We start from the raw sequence: 18,586 nt of genomic DNA, 5'->3' as shown, positions 1-18,586 counted from the left end.
CACCCGGAACCGAACGAAGCCGGCCGGGTCACGGTGGTTGTCCACCGCAGAGCCCCCTTTACGCCGGGGCGCTGCCGCCGGGCGGCCGCAGCAGGCGGGCGCACACCAGGACCACCAGATTTCCCACCTCGCGCACCAGCAGGGCCCGGCAACCCGCCAGGTACACCAGCGCGCCCGCCAGGGCCAAAAGCCCCACCCGCAGGCCAAGGAGCGCAAAGGCCGCCAGGCTCCCGCTTCCCGCCGCCACCGGCGGGAAAAGGGGCTCCGCCGCGCGGTTGAGCGCCCACACCGCCAGGCCCATCACCAGCGAGGCCGCCGCCACCCTGGCCGTGTCGGCCAAGAAGTAGCGGCCGCCCACGCCGCCCAGGCGCCGGCGCAGCCGCACCAGCATCAGTACGCAGTTGGCCAGCGCCGCCGCCGAGGTGGCCAGGGCCAGGCCCCCGTGCGCCAGGGGTCGCACCAGCAGAAGGTTAAGGCCCACGTTGATCCCCACCGCCGCCAGTCCCGTGGTCATGGGGGTGGTGGTGTCCTGCAGGGCGTAGAAGGCCCGGGCCAGGCAGTCCCGCCAGGCGAGAAACAAAAGGCCCAGGGCATAGAAAAGCAGGGCCACCCCGGTCATTTCGGCGTCGGCGGCGTCGAAGGCGCCCCGCTGGAAGAGCAGGGCCACCACCTCGCGCCGCAGCACTATGGCCCCCACCGCTACCGGCACCACGGCCGCGGCCAGCGCCGCCAGCCCGCGGGCGAGGGCCATCCGCAATCCGGGCAGGTCATGCGCCACCGCCTTTTGGGCGAACGAAGGGTAAAGCACGGTGATTAGGGAGGCGGCCAAAAGCCCCTGCGGGATCTGGATTACTTTGAGGGCGTAGTTCAGCGCGGAGATGCTGCCCTCCGGCAGGCCGGAGGCCAGCATGCGGTCCACCACCAGGTTGAGCTGCCCCGCACCCACGCCCACCAGCACCGGCAGCACCAGCACCGCCATCTTCTTCAGCCCCGGATGGGCCGGGTCAAGCACCGGCGCATAGCGCAGGCCCCGGCGCCGCAGCGCCGGAAGCTGGATGACAAACTGCGAGGCCACGGCCAGCACCGTGGCCCAGGCCAGGCCGGTAATGCCCCAGAAGGCGCCGGAGAGGAAGATGGCGGAAATCAGCACGAGGTTGTAGGGTATGCCCACGGCCGCGGGCACCAAAAAGTGCCGGTGGGCGTTGAGCACCCCCTGGGCCCAGCCGGCCAGGCCCATGAAGACGGCGGCCGGCAGCATGATGCGCACCATGGCCGCGGTGAGCCCGGCCTGCTCCGGCCCGAACCCTGGGGCCAATAACCGCACCAGCCACGGCGCCAGGGGCAGAGCTGCCAGGCAGATCAGAGCCAGTACCAGCAGCACGGCGTGGAAGCTGCTCCACACCAGGGAGGGCAACTGCGGCCGCTTTTCCTCCCGGTGCAGGTACTCGCTCAACACCGGGATGCCCACGGTGGTGATGGCGGCGTTCACGATGCCGAAAAGCATCGTGGGAATCACCGCCGCCACCAGGTAGGCGTCGGTGAGGGCGCTGGCCCCAAACACCGCCGCCAGGGCCGCCTCCCGGCCGAAGCCCAGGAACTTGCTCACCAACGTGGCGGCCATCACCCCGGCCGCGGCCCGGGCCACGGCAGCGCCGGCATTGCGCTTTGAAGGGATTACCTCTGCTTCAGGCAAGCGCGTTCCTCCTACCCGCTCGCGCCAGCAGAAGGGCGTGGGGCGTTCATGGCGGCCACAATACCGGAGGTATCCACAAAAATCCTGCGCAAGATTAATCCTCCGCCAGATAGCGATCGTGGTTCTCGGCCAGATCTTCCGGGCCCGAGAAAGAGCCTATGAGGTCGAAGAAGGGGCTTTCAAAAGTGAACGCCGGCGGCCGACCCTCGTTCAGTTTCCTGATTCTTATCTCGTTGTGTTCTAAAAGAACCAGCAGCCTGGCTCCTTTTTCAAGACCCAGCTTCCGCCTGATTTCCGCCGGGAGGGTTAGCTGCCCCTTGCTACTCAGCCGCACCACATTTGCTTCCATTAGTAAAAACCTCACGGTCCTTCGTACCCCGTAAGCCGACATCGCGCACGTCTAAGGCCCTGTATCCTGCCGCGGAAAGGACCCTCGCTGTAGAACGCTCTACGCACAACCTCCTACCGGCAAATCAAGTATACCACATCGGCCGCCTACTAGTACGCGGTGAGGTCCAGGCGCAAGTACCACTGCTCCGCGTAAAATCTCTCTTCCGGGACAGGGAGACCGTCCTCCTCGAGGGCGGCGATATAGCCGGCAATTGCCTCTCTTATGTTGGCAATTGCCTCCTCTTTCGTCCTCCCTTGGCTTATGCAGCCCGGAAGACTCGCACACTCCGCTACCCAGTAACTGCCTTCCAGGGCGTCCTCCCAGGGCGACAGAAGGTAGCCCAGAGTTTCCTCCAGGGGAAACGGGTCCAGCACCGAATTGGCGCAGTTCGACTAGATCCTTGACCCGGCAGCGCCGTCCGGCTATGATCAAGGTGTAACCGAGCTGGGAGGCGAATCACCTCTGAAACCGGACCCCACAAGAATCGGCAAAAAAATCGCACCCGTGCTGGAAAAGTTCGGGTCGCATACCTGCTACCTTTTCGGCTCTTACGCCCGCGGCCAGGCGGCGCGGGAAAGCGACGTGGACCTAGCCGTGGTCTTTTCCGGCTACGAACCGGCCAAACACGGCCTGGACCTCTTGGCAGAGATGGAAGCGGAGTTGACCCGAGCGCTCGCGCCCCGGGCGGTAGACCTGGTTTTCCTCCAGAGGGAAGGCATTACCTTTCGCTTCGAAGTGGTTAGCACCGGAACCGTGGTTTACTGCCGCGACCACGTGGCGCGGACCGACTTCGAGGACGAGGTAATCCGCGACTACCTCGATTTCGCCCCGGTTCTCGCCCGCTGCGAGCAGGAGCTGGTCGAAGCCATCCGGGAGGGCCACTTCTTTGCTTAACCGCCAACTCATCTTAGAACGCCTGGACATGCTGCGGAACTCCGTGAACCGCCTTAACAGGTTCAGGGAACTGTCGGAGGAAGCGTTTGTCGCCAACCCGGACAACTATGCCATAGCCGAGCACCACTTGCGTCGGGCCCTAGAATGCGTGTTGGACATAGGGCGGCACATTGTGGTAAAGAAGGGTTTGGGTCGGCCTCGTGACTACCGCTCCATAATTGAAATCTTGGGGCAGAACCAGATACTGCCCCCGGCTTTCGCCCGGGAAATCGTGGGCATGGCCGGCTACCGCAACCGCCTGGTCCACGGCTACGCCGAAGTCACCGGCCAGGAAATGTACCGAATAATCACCAGCCGTCTAGAAGACTTCGCCCGCTTCGCCAGCTATATCCTAGAATACCTAGAAAGCCACGGCCAAAGCCCAAAAGCAGAATGACCTGCCGCACCTCAGCTCAAAGGTTTGACTCACCGGGTCGAGGTCGCTGTACCGTAACACTAATTCGGGGCGCCGTCAAGGTGATCACTGGGTCTTCTTGTTGGCCGCTCTGGTTTCAGCCCTGCCCAACCTTGTCCAGGCCGAGGCGGGTGTACCACTCCTCGGCGTAGCGGCGGTACTCGCCGCTTTTGACCCGCTCCCACCAGGGGCGGTTGGCCAGGTACCACTCCACGGTGCGGGCAAGGCCCTCCTCGAAAGGCACCTCCGGCCGCCAGCCCAGCTCCCGACCGGCCTTGGCGGTGTTGAGGGCGTAGCGGCGGTCGTGCCCCGGCCGGTCGGCCACGAAGCGGATCAGGCCCTCCGGCTTGCCCAACAGGCGCAGGATCGCCCGCACCACCTCTAGGTTCTCCCGCTCCTCTCCCGCCCCTAGATTGTACACCTCTCCGGGCACGCCCTTCTCCACCGCCAGGGCCAGGCCCCGGCAGTTGTCCTCTACGTAGAGCCAGTCGCGCCGGTTGCGGCCGTCCCCGTAGACCGGAAGGGGCTTATCCTCCAGGGCGTTGGTGATCATGAGCGGGATGAGCTTCTCCGGAAACTGGTAAGGGCCGTAGTTGTTGGAGCCTCGGGTGATGACCACCGGCAGGCCGTGGGTCTTGAAGTAGGCGGTTGGTTTCTATGAAGGGCCCCGGGTCCATAATGCTGCAGTCCACGTGCGACTCGGCGGCGAAGTACTAAAGCCGGCCCCACCGGTCACCAAAACGGTTTCCACAGCTCCTCACCAACTTCTTATAGTTAATTCCTGGAAGGGATAATGTGCAGGAACGCAAGCCCCTTTTGAACGTTGTTCTCGTAGTACAGTGCCGGGTTAGAAACGGACTCGCCCACAAGGCTGAGGGCGGCAAAGTGAAGCACAGCCCCGACTTCCCGTGCTAGTCGCCTCAGGCCTTTTTCCGTTTGCCGGGTCCGGGAGGAGCTGATCCCGGCCAGCCCAGACAAGAGTGGCGGGCCAACGCCCTGTCCACCGCCATCACCGTGGCCGGGGGGCGCAGGAGTTAGAGAGGCTGCAGGAAGTTCGCTCCCTAATAGAAAGGCGGCGGTAGCGCCGCCGCACGGTAAGCTTCCTTCTCCCTCCGGCCATCTGGGCTCAGGGTCGCCATGCAGTTCCCAAGGGTCCCCACCGCTGGCCCTGAAAATCTCGTAGTAGTGGACCCACTCCGCCAGGTCCGCCTCATCGATAAAGGCCAGAATCCCCCCCCTCTGGCCCCCCAGAAACTGCTCGGCGCGCCTGTACTCGTCGTAAACTTCCATCGTGTCTAGCCCATAGCGCGCCTGTAGCTCCAGAAGCCGGCCTCGAGAGTAATCCGGCTCCCAAACTACCGCCTCCAAAAACCCTGCCTCAACCAGTTGCGGGTCGGCCAGGAAGTCGTCCAGGTACACGCGATCATCCCCAATCCACGCTTCAAGTTACATCCTCAGCTTGTGTTAGTACCGTAACACTAATTCGGGGCGCCGTCAAGGAGATCGTTCGAGGTACAGGGCTCGCCCTGATCCGGCGTCGCCTCCTGTCGGCCATTCTCTTCGGTTTTCGGATTAGGCTCCCGGGTGCCGACTGCGTCTCGCTGAAGAGGCTTACATATCACTTCCTTAACCTGAAGGCCTTTTTCGGGGTGGAACAATAAGTAGGTAGGGCAACCGGTGGCCACGATCGCCGTATCGGCACTCATGGAGATCACTTCCTCTAGCGGGTCCACATGACCGGCGTCGGTGGCCATCAGTACTGCCTGCACGCAAATCCGCATTCCGATACCGAACATACTAAGCACGTGCCGAATGGCGAGCAGCTTGGAGTCCCTAGTCCCAGGCAGAATAATCTCGTGGAAAGGGACGTGGGCGGAAACTAAGGGTATGTTTCGGCTCGCCAGCAGCGCCTTTACCTCCTCGGACACAGCAGGAGGCCTTGCCTCGCTGGCGGCGTCCCCCTCGCCCACCCTGACTACCTGGCCATGAGAAAAAGTGACCGCAATAATGCTAACCCCCGATCCGGAAAGGGAATCGGCCAAGCGAACGGGGCCCTCCCCGTCGGCGGTAAAGACGACCACCCTTTTAATTCCGCCCTCGAGTGCCCTACGGGCCACTAAGTCGATGGTTGTGGGCAGGTTGTGTCTACCCTGTCGCCAGAAATAGCAAACTTGCCTAGTAGTGAACTGGCTCAAGGCCCAGCCTCCTTTTTAGACGCGCTATTGTCCTATTATATGTATGCGCGACCCCGGGAGTCAAAGGATAGGTCTCAGCCTTTAAGTACTGTAAGCAAATGGTAAGAAAAATGGCCAAATTTAGGTCCGCTAGGTCCAGAACGGTCTCCGAAACCTCAACGGCATGCCGTCTGAACTGGCGTTCCGTTGCCGGGGAGGGGTTGGCATGTGCTCTACCTTCCTCTAAGTCCACGCGAAACTGATCCAATCCGGTGCCCTGGTGGGGCTGCAGGTGATAGGAGTAATCAAAAATGACGTAGCGGTCGCGGAATTTCTCGCGGGCGAGTTCCCTGTGGGCGTACACCGCCGCGCGGCGCAGTCGCAAGCGCTTGCCTCTTATGGACCACCCCACCAATCGCCGCTGTCTATCAAAGTTAAACTCTATCAGTTCGGGCAATCGGACGGGATCCTGGCAATGTTTGGCCAACAACTGTGCCAATTCGCTAAAGTAGGCGTGCGGATCAGGCACTCGCGATTCCACCGATAACCACCTCGGCTTGGTCTTCTCATTGAAGGCTCTGCTCTGTGCGAGGCTCAAACGTCCGTGGCCAGGCACGCTCACCCCCACTTGCCTTGCTACGAGCAGCGCGTGCCCCGTAACCACCCGGCGACCGCCTTAGTTCGCGCTTGTCGCGCTCTAACCCGCCTCCGCGTAACCCTGCGGGTGCCGGCGGTGCCACTCCCAGGCGGTGCGGACGATGGCCTCCAGGTCGGCGTAGCGCGGGCTCCAGCCCAGCTCCTGCCGGATGCGGCGGGAGGAGGCCACCAGCACCGCCGGGTCCCCCGGCCGCCGCGGCCCCTCCTTCACGATCAGGCTGCGGCCGGTGACCCTCGGCCGCTTCTATTACCTCGCGCACCGAGAAGACCCGCCCGAACGCGCATCAGTTTGAGCCTCCTTGACCGTTACGCGGGCCGCAAGGCACACCCTGCCGGGTCCGCCCAGCCGCTGAAGGGCGGGATTGTCCCCTGCCCGCGCCTGCCGCTGGATGAGGCGGATATCGGTCAGACAGAGGTCCGAGCCTGTGAGAGCGGTTACACCCCAGCGCTCTTTAGCACCTGGGTCCGGGCGCTTGGCAGGAGGCTTGCCCATAGTTTTACTTCGTCGACGTCCCATCCGCCCGCAGCAAGTGACCTGGCCACGCACTCAAGAACCGGTTGAGCACCAGCCTTGCCAGGCACCAAGTAACAGTAACTTTGGGGAGGACGAAAGCCTGGCCACAACGCCTTCAAGTGATACAGGCTCAGAGGCTTTGGTAATCGCCAAGCCTCACTGATCACGATTCCGTACCCAATTCGGGCACCTAGATAGTAAAGATCGAATTCCTCGCGCGTTAGGCCTGATTGGAATTGCACCTTTGCCCAGAGGCTCTGGGGCCGTTCCGCCAGCACCTTGTCCACCCTAAAGCCACCCACTAGACTCTTGATTGGGGAAGACACGTAGACCAAGACGAGGTCTCCCTTCGCCAGCTTGGGACAGAGCCGGCGTAACTCGACTGTCTTAACTCCGCTGAAGATTTTATCGGCGTGCTCGGGACGCACTGACAGCATCAGTATCCTATCCAACAGCATCGCTCCCCGTTTTGGTTTGGCCGAGCTGGTAAAGGCGTATAAAGATGCTATTAGATATGCGAATGGGTGACTGAACCTGAGAACCGCACCCCCTCTCCTCTAATAACAGTTGCTGTAGGGTTCCCCATGGAATCGGACTGCCAAATATTTCAGTATTGCTAAACTGAATGGCCATGATATCACGATCAAGGTCGTTTCTCGCTAAGGCCAACACATCTCTCCACTCGTATATGCCTAGACGCCGAAACTGCCGAAACAGGTCCTTGGGTTTGCCGATTACTAGTTCGTCAAGCATGGAACAGGCCCTAATGTGCTTGGAACCCAGACAGCCTTCCTCCTGGCTTACGTACCAAAGTACCCGACCAGGAGCTGAGAGAACCTTAGGACGGGCGGCGCGATAGTATACGTTTTCCTGGGCAAGTGCCACTTCTGCCTTCGCTCCGAAGAGGCTTTGCCTGGCCAACTCCTCGTCGAAAAGATGCATAGCCCAGCGAGGCTGTATCGGTACTACAAAGCACGGAATGTGTGCATCCAAAACCTTTACGGGCCAAAGGTATTTCTCTATAAGCGCTATGGTGCGTACGTCGTTGGTGTCCATTGCCTTCTGCAGGACGTCGGCTATGCGCAAGAGGTGATTGCGTACGTCAGAATACCTCGTAGCCAGCGCCTGCAGTTCAGCCGTGATTGTTTTGGCTTCCTCTACCGCAGGCAGATTAACTTTAGTCCATATGCCATTACGATGGCAAAATCCAGTGTCTTGGAGGATTGGCGGGATAACATCGTGGAGGTATTTATCAGTGACCCTCGTAAGCACACGCTTCTCTCTGCCAGCGCTGAGTACGCCGCAAAAGACCAGTCGCTGTGCCATGGCTTGGGCTAGCGGGCCGGGCGTCACGCGAAGGAGGGGTATTTGGAGTTCATTCTCGCTTGGCCTTGCGTATACAACTAACGCAAGGTAATTCTGTTCAGCATCGTTGACCATATAAGTCTCAAAGGTCTTAGGATCAGCCAGAAAGCGATTAAGCTGCCGACGGAATTCGGCCATACTCTCGCCCTGCTGAGGGCAACGGAACAGTCTGGTTATTAGATCACCTTGCCCGCTAGGCAGCAACTTAATCCTTACTAGCGAACCTGCTAAACGAGCAGGCTGATATTTTGCTCGCCTGGATAACGCATCCAGGTGTATAATGAGATCACAGGGGCGTATTACTGCCATCCCGCTGGCCTGGTAAATATCTTCTGCCTTAGCTAGTAAGTCCTTGTCTCGAGTAACGAAAAAGTGAGCGCCGCCACCAATTGCGCGGGCGACCTGACGGAGGTCGGACTCCTCACGTGGTTTCATTTGGCTAGGAAAAAGTCTACCTATTACCGTGATTGCGTTTTGCATATCTTCTAGCTTGCACGGTAGATGTGTGAACGTCGACGCAAAAGCACGGCGACGCTTTCGCTCGTGCGGGTCCCGATTGCGGTTAATTTCGTTGTAGATCTCGTCAGTAAGGCACAACTCTACGCTGTCATGAAGCCAATCGGCAACAAGTGCCTTCGATTCTTCGTTGTCCAAACTCGGCTCGGCGTCTAGGTCGTAAAATACGTTAGCATCCATCACCGCTTTGAGTTTCGAAGCCAGGCGTTTTTCATCAGCCGGGGTAAAAAGATTGGGATGTCCATGGTCTAGCCACCAGAAGGTTAGGTAGCTACCGGTGTAGCTTCGCCCTTGTCTGTCCGATCTTGCCACGAAACCCAGACGAGGCCACAGATCATGTGCCACGTAGTCGCGGCGACACCACAAGCCAATTCCTTGTAGGTGCTTTGTCTCTCTGCGCAAGTGCTGAACGAGGGCCCTTGCTACTCCTTGCCCCCTACTCGCCGGCTCAACGCAAAGGTGGACGATCATGGCGCGGTTGTTGGAAACTCTATATGCTAAGTATCCTACGCACTTTTGCTCTGCGGGCAGTGCAACAAGAATCCAGCCACGACGCGCGTAGTCTACAAAGGCGCCCTCAGGGAAGTACCCCAACGTTGCGCTATGAGCCCGCCACAGTTTTATTACTTCCTGCAGGAAGGAGGACGAGTGGTGCACCGGTACAATCCTCAGCCCACGGCACTGGCCTTCCGCACTTGGGGTGGCCCCGTTCACAGCCTGCATTGCCGCATCCCACCCTCCTTAAAACGTATGGGGGCACTGCGAGCCGCCACCAGGCGGTATGCCTGGAACCTGGTGATGGCAACTGGGACACGCCGCAAGGGCTTCTCACAAGGCCTGCCCTGCGGGCTGGGGAGCTTATCCAGGTTCACTATTCTTCGGTCCAGTAATTCGCCAGGGCGTAGCGGATGAAGTTCGAGCCGATAAAGCCGGCTCCACCGGTCACCAGAACGGTCTTGGTCTGTCTAACGCTCAATGGCAACTCCTTCCAATCTTGAGGTGCTATGCGGCCTCAGCCGCGAAATCTTCACGAAAACCACCTTGCCGCCCTCCTGCTGGATCTCCCTGGCCATCTGGAGGTTGAACTCCCGCAACTCGTGGTCAAACTCGGGCAGGAAGATCAAGGCCGCGTCCCCGGGCAGGCGGTTGTCCAGCTCGGGGTGCTCCAGGAGGTAGCGGCTGAACTCGATGGCCAGCTCGGAGTTCCTTTGGAAGAACTCGTCGCTTGTCAAGGGTTCTCACCCCTTAAGAAGTCTCTCTTATACATCCGCCAGTTAGATTTTATGTCATACTCGGCAAAGATCAAGGCCTCGTTCAGGCTCCTGGCGAAGATAGGAGCCTTTCTCTGCCTTCCGTGCCTGTCGATCAGGTCACGGTGAGCGAACCCGTGGGCCGTATCGTACCGAACGACCGGGTACCACTCGCCGCCCAATTTGGTTTCGTACTGAACACGGAACTCCACCACCCGTTTGCCCACCCGGCGGTGGAAATGGCGGTATCTGTCCTCCGGCGTGAGCATGGCCACGAACTCTAGGCTTCGCATGACCGCTCTCGCAGGTACCTCTCCAGCGCGTCCTCCCAGGGCGGCAGCCGGTAGCCCAGGGTCTCCTCCAGGGGAAACGGGTCCAGCACGGAATCGGCCGGCCGCCGGGCCGGGCGCGAGAACTCCGCCGTGGCGCACGGGCTTACCGTCACGGGCAGGCCGGCCAGCTTGAAGATGGCCAGGGCGAACTCGTACCAGGTGGTGGAGCCGCGGTTGGTCGCGTGGTAGGTGCCGCAGCCGCCCGTAGCCGCCAGATCGGCGATGGCCCGGGCCAGGTCCCGGGTGTAGGTGGGGCAGCCCCGCTGGTCGGCCACCACCCTGACCGCGCCCCGCTCGCGGCCCAGCTTCAGCATGGTTTCCACGAAGTTCCTGCCGCCGGGGCCAAAGAGCCAACTGGTACGCACAATGAAGTAACGGCCTCCCGCCTCGGCCACCGCCCGCTCTCCCCAGAGCTTGCTCCGGCCGTAAGCGTTGAGCGGCTGCGGCGGGTCGTAAACCTCATAGGGACCCGGCTTGGCGCCGTCGAACACGTAGTCGGTGCTGAGGTGCACCAGCACCGCCCCCGCCTCCCGGCAGGCCAGGGCGAGATACTTTGGGCCCAGCCCGTTCACCCGCAGCGCCCGGGGGTAGTCCGCCTCGGCGCCGTCCACGTCGGTGTAGGCGGCGCAGTTCACCACCACCTCCGGCCGGTGAAGGGTGAGGGAGTGGCGGATGGCGGCAAAGTCGGTCACGTCCAGCTCCTGCCGGGCAAGGGCTACCACCTCCCGGCCCCGGGCCCGGAACTCCGCCGCTACCGCCCGGCCCAGCATGCCGGCCGCCCCGGTCACCAGGGCCTTCCCGCTAGCCATGCTTGATCTCCCAACAGTAGGGGATGGACGGGTCGTTATAGGGCAGGCGCTGCTCGTCCGGCTGCTCGTAGTCGTACAGCTCGGTGGGAAAGTTGACAATTAAGGCCGTTTGCCCGCCCTCGGCGGTGAACCCGTGGTAGACCAGGGGCGGTATCTTCAACAGGCAGGGGTTAAGGTGGCCCAGGTGAAACTCGTTCACCACCCCCCTGGTGGGGCTGTCCTCGCGGGGGTCGTACAGCACCACCTTGGCCATGCCGCCCACGCACACGAAATGGTCCCACTGCCGGCGGTGGTAGTGCCAGGCCTTCACCACTCCCGGGTAGCAGGCGGTTATATAGGCCTGCCCGAACCTGGAAAACTCGGGCCAGTCGGTACGCAACATTTCCATAAGGTAGCCGCGCTCGTCCGGTATGAGGCGGAGCTTACGCACCGCCACGCCCTCGATCAAATGCATTCCGGCTTCCCTCCTTCCGCCGCCCTATAGCACCACTTCGGCGTCGTCGCCCAGGGAACGCCTATCCACATCAGGCCACCAGACCCAAGCTCACCAGCAAGTCGGTGGCACGTTCAATCTCCCCTGCTGACACCCGCCAGCCTACACGCGCCCCGCCTCCGTCTCTATATCGGATGCTGTGAGCTGCTTCCCGGTCGAGGATAGGATATAGAACACCTTAGCCGCCAAGGAAAGGGCCAGGTAGTTGTCCCTGTCTGCCTCGCGGATCTTGGCCAGGGTCGCCGTCAATCGCTCCCAATCGTAGCGGTACCGATCCCGAAGGGCCTCTACCACCACCTTGCCGTCCCGCGTGAGGGAATAGTCATACCGTCTTACCTCAAATCCGGTGCGCAGGTCAGGCCCGAGCGTAACTGCGCTCTCCTGAACAAAATCAAGGACCTTAGCCTTGCCGATAGCGTCGTCAAGCTCTGGCGAATAAGGGCCGTAGTAGTGGGGCTTGAAATGGAGGCCGAGTTTCAGCATCTCGCTTAGGAAATAGGCCCGCTTTTGAACCAGGGTTTTGCCTGCCATCTTGCCCCCCGCGGCTTCCAGCATCAACAGAAAAATCTCCAGGGCCCTCATTAGCGTATCACCTCCTCATCTTCTCCCTTGGCCAAACGACGAATGATCCCAGAGATAAGCTCGCCATACTCCCGTAGCTTGGTCCTCTTGTCCTTTTCGTCCTTAAACTGAACAGGAGCATACACCTCTACGAATTCGTCCCTTTCCGCCTCATTGATGGAGCGGAACAGGGTAGAAACCCGTGGTTGGGATCGCGCAGCTCCCGCCGTGGGGTCATGCCCATCTCTCCTTGCCTCCCCACCCAATTTTGCGAACTGCCTGCGGCCGGGTTTGACACAGCCTAAAGCACCACTTCGGCGTCGTCGCCCAGGAAAAGGCGCAGCGCCCGGCGGCGCTGGCCGTCGGCCCGCACCACCCGGCTGTGGCTCCCGATGAGGCTGTCCTCCACGTGCTCCACGTCCACCAGGCGGCAGTTTTCCAAAAGCACCGAGTGCTCCACCGAGACCCGCTCCAGGTGGGCCCCGGCGGCCACGGCGGTGTAGGGGCCCACGAAGGAGTCTACCACTACCGCGCCCGGGCCGATCACCGCCGGCCCCCGGACCACGCTGTTATGCACCCGGGCGCCCTCCTCTACCCGCACCCGGCCCATAATGCGGCTTTGCTCGTCCACCTCGCCCCGGATCTCTTCTCACATTGCCGCGCGAACAGCAGCCCAGCGTTTCCCCTCTCAGCGCATATGGACCAAGAGACGGACCAGCGTGGTCGCCACCGATAGAACGCCGATCAAAGCTGTGACAAACAGACCGCGTTTGAAATATGCCTGGGCCAATCGATAGTAGTCAGCGCTTCTGTTGGTGCTATGGTAGTTACGGACCGTGTAGCACCCTAACAGCGCGATTAGCCGCGCCGTGTAGTCTCTCCTCGAAACCGGTGCGGGACAGATAGCGTCCTTCGGCTGTAAGGCGTGACGGCCTCTCAAGTCCAAGGCCCGGGTAGCGTGAAAAACCGCGGTTATGAGGTAGACCATGGCAATACAAGCACCGCCAAGGCTCACGGCGGCGGTAACGGTCGAGCCGTTGCCCAATTCGTAGAACCATGCGGTCAGAGCCGGTACGATCGCAACTGCGGCTGCCCCCACTGTGGCCAACAAAGAGCTCTTGTTGTTGATCGTGGCCAATCTGTTTTCTTCTGCCTCATACAGGCGCCAGCTTAGGTCATACGCGCGCTCTAGCACACTTTCGTCCAGTTCATCTGGCGGTCTAAAAGAACAAAGCGCGATGGAAGGGCGCGGCGGCTCCGGGCCCTCCAATAAGGGCCAAATGATTTCTCTTAAATAGTTTAGCGCACTCATCAGGCGGCCTTTATCGCCCGGCATAAGCTCCTGCCACCTCGCTGGGTGCTCGGGGTAGACTTATGAGACCGACCGGTCCTTGGTAACCAACAGATCAACCAGCGTCGAAGTCAAGGGGAAACCACACTGCTTCTCCAGCCACGCCCACTGGCCATTCGGGTTGATTTCCAGGAAGAAATACCGCCCGTTAGGATCTAGTACAAGGTCGATAGCACCGAAGGCCAGATCCATAGTCTCTACCAGTGCCCTGCACTTGTTCTGCACTTCCCCGGGTAAAACCCAGGGCTGGTGTATTAGATGCGATCCCTCGCTAGCGCGCCAGTCAACCGGAGCCTTCTCCGGATCATCGTAGACTATAGCCGCGGCAAAGACTTTCTGCCCTACCACGGTGACCCGTACGTCCGCCGCTTTGGTGATATACTCCTGAAAGATCATAGGGGCTAGTCGCAAACCCTCAATCGCGGCGAGGTCGTTTCTCGTGAGCAACGTAGTAAAGACTACCCAATCACTACCTGGCACAAATCCCCGCCGTACCGGCTTTGCCACTATGGCACGATTCCTGGCAGCCATGCTTGTGTAGAATTGCCTTACCAGGTGTGGTTCGTTGCTTACAAGAGTTGTCGGAACCTGAAAGCCAAGGCCCTTGGCAACCTTAAGCTGATAGAGTTTATCGGTGGCGCGCCGTACTGCCCATGGCTTGCTCACCCAAAAGCAGCGAAGGTTCGCCCAGGTGCCGGCCAACGTCCATAGTGCTTCACTTTTGCAGTAGTTCTCGATTGGCGACGTCAACGATACGGTTCTATAAGTAGGAGCCACCGGTCGGCGATACCACGCTGCACCAATCTCTTCTAACTTGATCCGGCGTCCCTTGATCTCCAATAAACCATCGGGTTCGCTCCCGTCGTCAAAACATACCGATAACGAGGCGGATAAAGGAAAGTCCTCGGTATTGAAACGGACAAAGTCCAAACCGCGCCGGCGCAGTTCTAATACCACCAGATCGGTGGTTACGTCTTCGCGATTAGAGAGCAGGAGGATCATGGCCAAGGCAGCGGCAGGTCGTCCGACTGATCTTCCTCTTCCCGGGCGACCTCGGTTTTAGTTATATACTCTGGGGCATCCCCTATGGCCGCCACAGGAACTAAGGCATTTCGGTATTCGTGCCCCACAACCAATACATCCAGCCGCTCGTCATACTTCCACTGGCACCGCGCGCCGGCCGTCCTTACCCTGGCAAACTTTAGCATGAAAGGCTTAACAGATGTAGTACATATGCCTTTGGCGGCTGTTTCCTGTTCTTCGCCTTCATCCCAATAATCCTCGTCTTCCCGCCGTACCTTGGTCTTGGTTTGCAGCTCAGCAACGTTGGTCAACGCCACCGCTATGCTACCGGCTTCCGTAGTTAGTTCTAAAACTTCCCGGTCCTCCGCATACGTACCCGCCAGCCGATCGGAAGGAATCATAATGCCAAAACGTAAGGCGAGGGGATTGTTGAGCGCCACGATAGATTTCACTCCTTTCAAAGTGGTCTTACCGCTGCTCGGCCAACTCACTATACTTCTGCCGCGCTGGGCGAGGCGCGCTTTGGAGTTTAGCTGCTAGGCTACCAGGCCCCTGCGTCGGTCGACTTCCGGGGGGTCGACGATAAGACATAATCCACGTCACCGTTGTGGTCGCCCGCAAGTGACTTAGCCACCCACTCAAGAACCGATCGGGCACCTGATTTGCCAGGCACCAGATAACAATAACTTTGGGGTGGGTGAAAGTCTGGCCACAAGGCCCTTAGGTGATACAAGCTCTTTTCAACCCGGAGCGATTGCCTCCCCTACTTAACAGGGCGCGGTCCGCTTCTTGCATTGCCGGATCCCACCCTCCTTAAAGCCCATGGATTTACCTCAGGCTACCGCCTGGTATATCTGGGACCTTGTGGTGGGTCACTTGGGCACGCCACACCAGTCTACTCCGGGCCTAGGGTGAGGCTTCAAGTCCTCCACGCTGGCGATCACGTTGGCGTCTCGAGTGCCCAGCCGAGTATAGCCGGTTCTCGGCGTTGCCACATAGACTGCACGCCTGGCTATATACGGCCTTACGTCCGGCACATGCCTGGCAACGACCTGGCGGCCGCCTTAGTTCGCGCTTGTCGCGCTCTAGCCCACTTCCGCGTAACCCTGCGGGTACCGCCGGTGCCAGGCCCAGGCCGTGCGGATAATGGCCTCCAGGTCACCGTGGCGCGGACTCCAACCCACTTCTTGCCGGATGCGCCGGGAAGAGGCCACCAGTACCGCCGGGTCACCCGGCCGCCGTGGCCCTTCAACCACCGGAAAGTCCCGGCCGGTAACGCGCCGTGCCGCTTCTATCACCTCCCGCACCGAAAAGCCGCGCCCGCTGCCCAGGTTATATACCGCCGAAGGGTGGCCCTCTTCCAGCGCCTTAAGGGCCAGCACGTGGGCCGCGGCCAAATCGGATACATGGACGTAATCCCTCACGCAGGTCCCGTCGGGCGTGGGATAGTCGGTGCCGAAAATGGTAACTTCAGAACGCACCCCCAAGGCCGCCTGCAGCACCAGCGGGATGAGGTGGGTTTCCGGCCGATGATCCTCACCAAGATCGCCTTCGGGGTCGGCGCCGGCGGCGTTGAAATAGCGCAGAGAGATGTACCTAACCCCGTAGGCCGCGCCGTACCAGCGCAGGGCCTCTTCCAAGGCCAGCTTGGTGGCGCCGTAGGGGTTGGTGGGCACCAGCGAGTGATCCTCTTCAATAGGCACCTGCTGCGGTTCCCCGTAGACGGCCGCCGTGGAGGAGAAAACAAAGTACCGCACCCCCGCCTCGCAGACCGCCCGCAAGAGCGAAAGCCCCTTTTGAACGTTGTTCTCGTAGTACAGTGCCGGGTTAGAAACGGACTCGCCCACGAGGCTAAAAGCGGCGAAGTGAAGCACGGCCTCGACCTCCTGCGCCAGCTCCCGCACCAACTCCCGATCGTCGATGTCCCCCCAGACGAACCTCGCACCCGGCAGGAGCCGCGCCACCGCGCGGTGCCCGCGCGAGAGATTGTCGAGCACCGTCACCTCGTAACCTTCCTGGAGGAGCTCCTTCACCGTGTGGCTCCCGATGTAGCCGGCTCCGCCTGTAACCAGAACGCGCATTAAGAAGCCTCCTCAGTGCTTGCAAGTGGCCGGGGGAATGGCAGAGGCTAGCGGGTTGGACAGAGGGGCCACCTGTTCCAACACGCAGGAGATTACGGGCTTATTGCCCACGGGAATGAGCTGCTTGGCCGTGGTGTACGTGAGCGGCCTCAGCCTCGTACCCTTCCCGCCGGCCAGAATTAGGGCTTTCATGAGGTCCCCTCCCCCGTACGCTGCGCCCTACCGCCGCCTCGCAAAAGCAAGCTCAGCCTATTGCCGGCGCAAGGCTTGCCGCACGAAGTCCAAAAGGTTTCCGCCGCTAAAGAGAACCCCTCGAACACCCACTGCGTCAGCGGCCTGAAGATCGCTCTCCTTATCCCCGATCATCAAGCTGCGCGTGGTGTCGATATCCCACTCCGCCAGCGCCTGCTGCAGAAGGCCCGGACCCGGCTTACGGCAGCAGCACGCGCAGCGGTAAGGCCCGATGCCCTCCGTGGGGTGGTGTGGGCAGTAGTAGACGGCGTCCAGGTGGGCGCCCCGCAGCCGCAGCTCTTCGTTTGCCCACTCCGTGAGGCGCAGGAAATCCCCTTCGGTGTAGTAGCCCCGCGCGATGCCGGCCTGATTGGTAACCACTATGACGAGGTAGCCGTGGTCGTTTAACCACTTGACCGCCTCGGGAGCGCCCTCTACCCACTCGAAATCTTCCGGACGGTAGACATAGCCCTTGTCTACGTTCAGCACCCCGTCCCGGTCCAGAAAGACGGCGGGCTTCTTGCGCCAGGCCGGGACTGCTGCCTCCGCTTCGCGCAGGCTCTCCGGGACCCCGATGTCTATGAAGAAGCCGCCGTAGACCCGGCCCGCCAGGCGCCCTGCCTGAGCTAACAAAGGAAAAAGGTCCAGCTCCAGGGAGCAGGGAACCCCGGGCAGCGCCTCGAGAACTTCCCTCCGAAGCGCGTAGACGCCGCCGTTAACCGCCCCCGGGCCGCCGCCCGCCTTCTCGGCGAAGCCCGTTATGCGGTTGCCCTGAACGTAGACCTTGCCGTACCGCCCGGTGTCGGGCAGATAACGGAGCGCTATGGTTGCCGCCGCCGCGGTTGCCTCCAGTAACAGCCCCAGGTCCAGGTAGTTCAGGTCGAAGAGAGTGTCGCCGTTGACCACCAGGAAGGCGTCCTCCAGCCGAGATGCCGCCAGCAACAGGGCACCTCCGGTGCCGGCGGGCCGAGGCTCCACCACATAGTCGATCGCAACGCCGAAGCGGCTCCCGTCACCAAAGTGGTCGATTACTCTCTGGGCCAGGTAGCCCAGGGAGAAAACAAGACGGGTCATCCCGTGGCGCCGCAAGTTCCACACTACGTACTCCAGAAACGGCCTGCCTCCCACGGGCAACAGGGGCTTGGGGGTGCTGCGGGTCAGCTCCCCGAGGCGGGTTCCGGCACCGCCGGCCAGCACTACTGCCTGTCTGAGCACAGGGCTTCCTCGACGAGCTGGCAGATGATGTGCCCGACCAGGATGTGCATTTCCTGGATGCGGGGCGTGCTGGCGGACGGCACGCACAAGCAAAGGTCGCACAGCGGTTTCAACTTTCCCCCGACCGCACCCGTCAGGCCAATCACCTTCATGCCTTTCGCTCTGGCTACTTCCGCGGCGCGCAGGACGTTCGGGCTGTTACCGCTAGTGGAGATGGCTACCAGCACATCACCGGGCTGCCCTAGCGCCGCAACCTGCCGGGCAAAGATCTCTTCGAATCCGTAGTCGTTCCCGAGAGCGGTCAACACCGAAGTGTTCCCGTTAAGGGCCAGCGCCGGAAGGGGCCACCGCTCTTTCAGGAATCGCCCTACCAGCTCGCCAGCGATATGCTGAGCATCGGCAGCCGAACCGCCGTTGCCACAGAAGAGAATTTTGCCGCTACCTGTCACCACTTCGGCTACCACCGCCGCCGCCTCGGCAATAGCGGGTTTCAGACGCTTAAGCCCCTCCGTTACCGCAACGTGTTCGGCCAGGGCCTCTTGAGCCACCGTTATGTCCAATCTAATCATAGAGCGCGCACCC

Annotated in this window: 22 protein-coding genes and 3 pseudogenes; 2 read left to right on the top strand and 23 right to left on the bottom strand. The window is 61.0% G+C overall.

Annotation, left to right across the window (positions count from 1 at the left end):
- Positions 1-58 precede the first annotated feature (58 nt).
- The 3 genes from murJ to NUV99_00650 form a co-directional block, all read right to left on the bottom strand.
- Positions 59-1,693: a murein biosynthesis integral membrane protein MurJ gene (gene murJ / locus NUV99_00660; protein ID MCR4418658.1), complete on the bottom strand. Its 1,635-nt coding sequence runs from the start codon at positions 1,691-1,693 to the stop codon at positions 59-61.
- A gap of 94 nt (positions 1,694-1,787) precedes the next feature.
- A complete protein-coding gene (locus NUV99_00655) occupies positions 1,788-2,042 on the bottom strand; it encodes an AbrB/MazE/SpoVT family DNA-binding domain-containing protein (GenBank protein ID MCR4418657.1) in 255 nt (84 codons plus the stop codon).
- A gap of 149 nt (positions 2,043-2,191) precedes the next feature.
- Positions 2,192-2,416 carry a type II toxin-antitoxin system HicB family antitoxin gene (locus tag NUV99_00650; protein MCR4418656.1) on the bottom strand — a complete coding sequence of 75 codons (225 nt, stop codon included), beginning with the start codon at positions 2,414-2,416 and terminating at the stop codon, positions 2,192-2,194.
- A 163-nt stretch (positions 2,417-2,579) separates the two neighbouring features.
- Here NUV99_00650 and NUV99_00645 point away from each other — a divergent pair, with 163 nt between their 5' ends.
- Both NUV99_00645 and NUV99_00640 read left to right on the top strand, forming a co-directional pair.
- Positions 2,580-2,978 carry a nucleotidyltransferase domain-containing protein gene (locus NUV99_00645; GenBank protein MCR4418655.1) on the top strand — a complete coding sequence of 133 codons (399 nt, stop codon included), beginning with the start codon at positions 2,580-2,582 and terminating at the stop codon, positions 2,976-2,978.
- A complete protein-coding gene (locus NUV99_00640; protein MCR4418654.1) occupies positions 2,971-3,414 on the top strand; it encodes a DUF86 domain-containing protein in 444 nt (147 codons plus the stop codon). The genes NUV99_00645 and NUV99_00640 overlap by 8 nt, the downstream gene beginning before the upstream one ends.
- Positions 3,415-3,529: 115 nt before the next feature.
- Here NUV99_00640 and NUV99_00635 read toward each other — a convergent pair.
- From NUV99_00635 to gmhA, 20 genes and pseudogenes are all read right to left on the bottom strand, one after another.
- A pseudogene (locus tag NUV99_00635) lies at positions 3,530-4,078 on the bottom strand (GDP-mannose 4,6-dehydratase).
- A 128-nt stretch (positions 4,079-4,206) separates the two neighbouring features.
- Positions 4,207-4,851, bottom strand: a complete 645-nt coding sequence (locus NUV99_00630; GenBank protein MCR4418653.1) for a hypothetical protein — start codon at positions 4,849-4,851, stop codon at positions 4,207-4,209.
- Between the two features lie 59 nt (positions 4,852-4,910).
- Positions 4,911-5,627, bottom strand: a complete 717-nt coding sequence (locus NUV99_00625) for a hypothetical protein (GenBank protein ID MCR4418652.1) — start codon at positions 5,625-5,627, stop codon at positions 4,911-4,913.
- A 676-nt stretch (positions 5,628-6,303) separates the two neighbouring features.
- Positions 6,304-6,529, bottom strand: a pseudogene (locus NUV99_00620) (UDP-glucose 4-epimerase GalE).
- 692 nt (positions 6,530-7,221) lie between these two features.
- Positions 7,222-8,280: a hypothetical protein gene (locus NUV99_00615; protein ID MCR4418651.1), complete on the bottom strand. Its 1,059-nt coding sequence runs from the start codon at positions 8,278-8,280 to the stop codon at positions 7,222-7,224.
- Between the two features lie 1,232 nt (positions 8,281-9,512).
- A pseudogene (locus tag NUV99_00610) lies at positions 9,513-9,634 on the bottom strand (NAD-dependent epimerase/dehydratase family protein).
- Positions 9,624-9,890, bottom strand: coding sequence for a hypothetical protein (locus tag NUV99_00605; GenBank protein MCR4418650.1), 267 nt, complete (start codon positions 9,888-9,890; stop codon positions 9,624-9,626). The pseudogene NUV99_00610 and the gene NUV99_00605 overlap by 11 nt, the downstream one beginning before the upstream one ends.
- A complete protein-coding gene (locus tag NUV99_00600; GenBank protein ID MCR4418649.1) occupies positions 9,887-10,201 on the bottom strand; it encodes a hypothetical protein in 315 nt (104 codons plus the stop codon). The genes NUV99_00605 and NUV99_00600 overlap by 4 nt, the downstream gene beginning before the upstream one ends.
- Positions 10,189-11,049: a dTDP-4-dehydrorhamnose reductase gene (rfbD, locus tag NUV99_00595; protein ID MCR4418648.1), complete on the bottom strand. Its 861-nt coding sequence runs from the start codon at positions 11,047-11,049 to the stop codon at positions 10,189-10,191. Before rfbD ends, NUV99_00600 begins: the two co-directional genes overlap by 13 nt.
- Positions 11,042-11,503, bottom strand: coding sequence for a dTDP-4-dehydrorhamnose 3,5-epimerase family protein (locus tag NUV99_00590; protein ID MCR4418647.1), 462 nt, complete (start codon positions 11,501-11,503; stop codon positions 11,042-11,044). Before NUV99_00590 ends, rfbD begins: the two co-directional genes overlap by 8 nt.
- 141 nt (positions 11,504-11,644) lie before the next feature.
- The gene (locus NUV99_00585; protein ID MCR4418646.1) at positions 11,645-12,124 is read right to left on the bottom strand and encodes a hypothetical protein; all 480 of its coding nucleotides are present in this window, start codon (positions 12,122-12,124) and stop codon (positions 11,645-11,647) included.
- Positions 12,124-12,369, bottom strand: coding sequence for a hypothetical protein (locus tag NUV99_00580; GenBank protein MCR4418645.1), 246 nt, complete (start codon positions 12,367-12,369; stop codon positions 12,124-12,126). Before NUV99_00580 ends, NUV99_00585 begins: the two co-directional genes overlap by 1 nt.
- Positions 12,370-12,404: 35 nt before the next feature.
- Positions 12,405-12,734: a hypothetical protein gene (locus NUV99_00575; protein ID MCR4418644.1), complete on the bottom strand. Its 330-nt coding sequence runs from the start codon at positions 12,732-12,734 to the stop codon at positions 12,405-12,407.
- Between the two features lie 57 nt (positions 12,735-12,791).
- Positions 12,792-13,439: a hypothetical protein gene (locus NUV99_00570; GenBank protein ID MCR4418643.1), complete on the bottom strand. Its 648-nt coding sequence runs from the start codon at positions 13,437-13,439 to the stop codon at positions 12,792-12,794.
- Between the two features lie 36 nt (positions 13,440-13,475).
- Entirely contained in the window at positions 13,476-14,456 is a 981-nt protein-coding gene (locus tag NUV99_00565) for a hypothetical protein (protein ID MCR4418642.1), read from the bottom strand.
- Positions 14,453-14,917 carry a hypothetical protein gene (locus NUV99_00560; protein ID MCR4418641.1) on the bottom strand — a complete coding sequence of 155 codons (465 nt, stop codon included), beginning with the start codon at positions 14,915-14,917 and terminating at the stop codon, positions 14,453-14,455. The genes NUV99_00565 and NUV99_00560 overlap by 4 nt, the downstream gene beginning before the upstream one ends.
- A 645-nt stretch (positions 14,918-15,562) precedes the next feature.
- Positions 15,563-16,558: a UDP-glucose 4-epimerase GalE gene (gene galE, locus NUV99_00555; GenBank protein MCR4418640.1), complete on the bottom strand. Its 996-nt coding sequence runs from the start codon at positions 16,556-16,558 to the stop codon at positions 15,563-15,565.
- Between the two features lie 12 nt (positions 16,559-16,570).
- The gene (locus NUV99_00550; GenBank protein ID MCR4418639.1) at positions 16,571-16,750 is read right to left on the bottom strand and encodes a sugar phosphate nucleotidyltransferase; all 180 of its coding nucleotides are present in this window, start codon (positions 16,748-16,750) and stop codon (positions 16,571-16,573) included.
- A gap of 57 nt (positions 16,751-16,807) precedes the next feature.
- Entirely contained in the window at positions 16,808-18,004 is a 1,197-nt protein-coding gene (gene gmhB, locus NUV99_00545; GenBank protein MCR4418638.1) for a D-glycero-beta-D-manno-heptose 1,7-bisphosphate 7-phosphatase, read from the bottom strand.
- A complete protein-coding gene (gene gmhA, locus NUV99_00540) occupies positions 17,986-18,573 on the bottom strand; it encodes a D-sedoheptulose 7-phosphate isomerase (GenBank protein MCR4418637.1) in 588 nt (195 codons plus the stop codon). The genes gmhB and gmhA overlap by 19 nt, the downstream gene beginning before the upstream one ends.
- Positions 18,574-18,586: the final 13 nt, after the last annotated feature.

It is taken from the genome of Clostridia bacterium (genome assembly GCA_024653205.1).
Classification (GTDB): domain Bacteria; phylum Bacillota; class DSM-521; order Neomoorellales; family SLTJ01; genus JANLFO01.
This window is presented reverse-complemented; position numbering and strand designations above follow the sequence as displayed.